This is a genomic window from Oleiphilus sp. HI0128 (assembly GCF_001635365.1).
In genome coordinates, this window is sequence record NZ_LWGG01001251.1 from 1 (window position 1) to 820 (window position 820).

General features: G+C 45.4%; 1 protein-coding gene. It reads right to left on the minus strand.

Annotated elements, in window-relative coordinates:
* Nucleotides 1-820: PDZ domain-containing protein (locus A3763_RS21160; protein ID WP_156495232.1), on the minus strand; the 820-nt coding region annotated here is incomplete at both ends.

Here is an 820-nt window from a genome sequence, read left to right on the forward strand (position 1 = left end):
GAATTTCTGGTTATTGAGTCGAGTGATGATATCACCCTGTTTAATCCCTGCTTCACGTGCTGCACCCGACTCTACCTGGATAACATGAACACCGCCATCCAAATTCAAATCATCCAAGGTCTCATGATCAAGTTCTCGCACTTTAATGCCAATACGGTTCGTCTTCTCTACCTGAGGTTTATTTTGTAAAGCGCTCGCACTTTCGTCAGTCGGAAGCTCACCAATCTCGACACTCACTGATTTCTCATCTCCATCACGAACAACTTTTAGTTTGGCCTTGTCACCAACCTTTGTTCGCCCTACCAGCTGCGGTAGTTCAGATGAGAAATCAATCTCTTCTCCTTCATACTCGATAATTACATCACCAGTTTGAATACCTGCTTGGTCTGCAGGCGAGTCCTCAACCACCTGAGCAACTAAAGCACCGTAAGGACGATCCAAACCAAAGGAGTCAGCAAGATCTTTGTTAACTTCCTGGATCAAGACCCCTAACCAACCACGCGCGACATAACCTTGGCCTTTGAGCTGAGCTACGACCTCCATTGCGACATCAATTGGAATCGCAAAAGAAACGCCCATAAAGCCACCTGAACGAGTATAAATTTGAGAATTAATACCAACAACTTCACCATCCATATTGAATAGTGGGCCGCCAGAATTACCTGGATTAATCGCTACGTCAGTCTGAATAAAAGGTACATAATTTTCGTTAGGGAGGCTACGCCCCTTGGCACTAACAATTCCGGCAGTAACGGTGTAATCAAAACCAAAAGGAGACCCTATAGCAAAGACCCACTCACCAACCTTAAGCGGCTTTGAC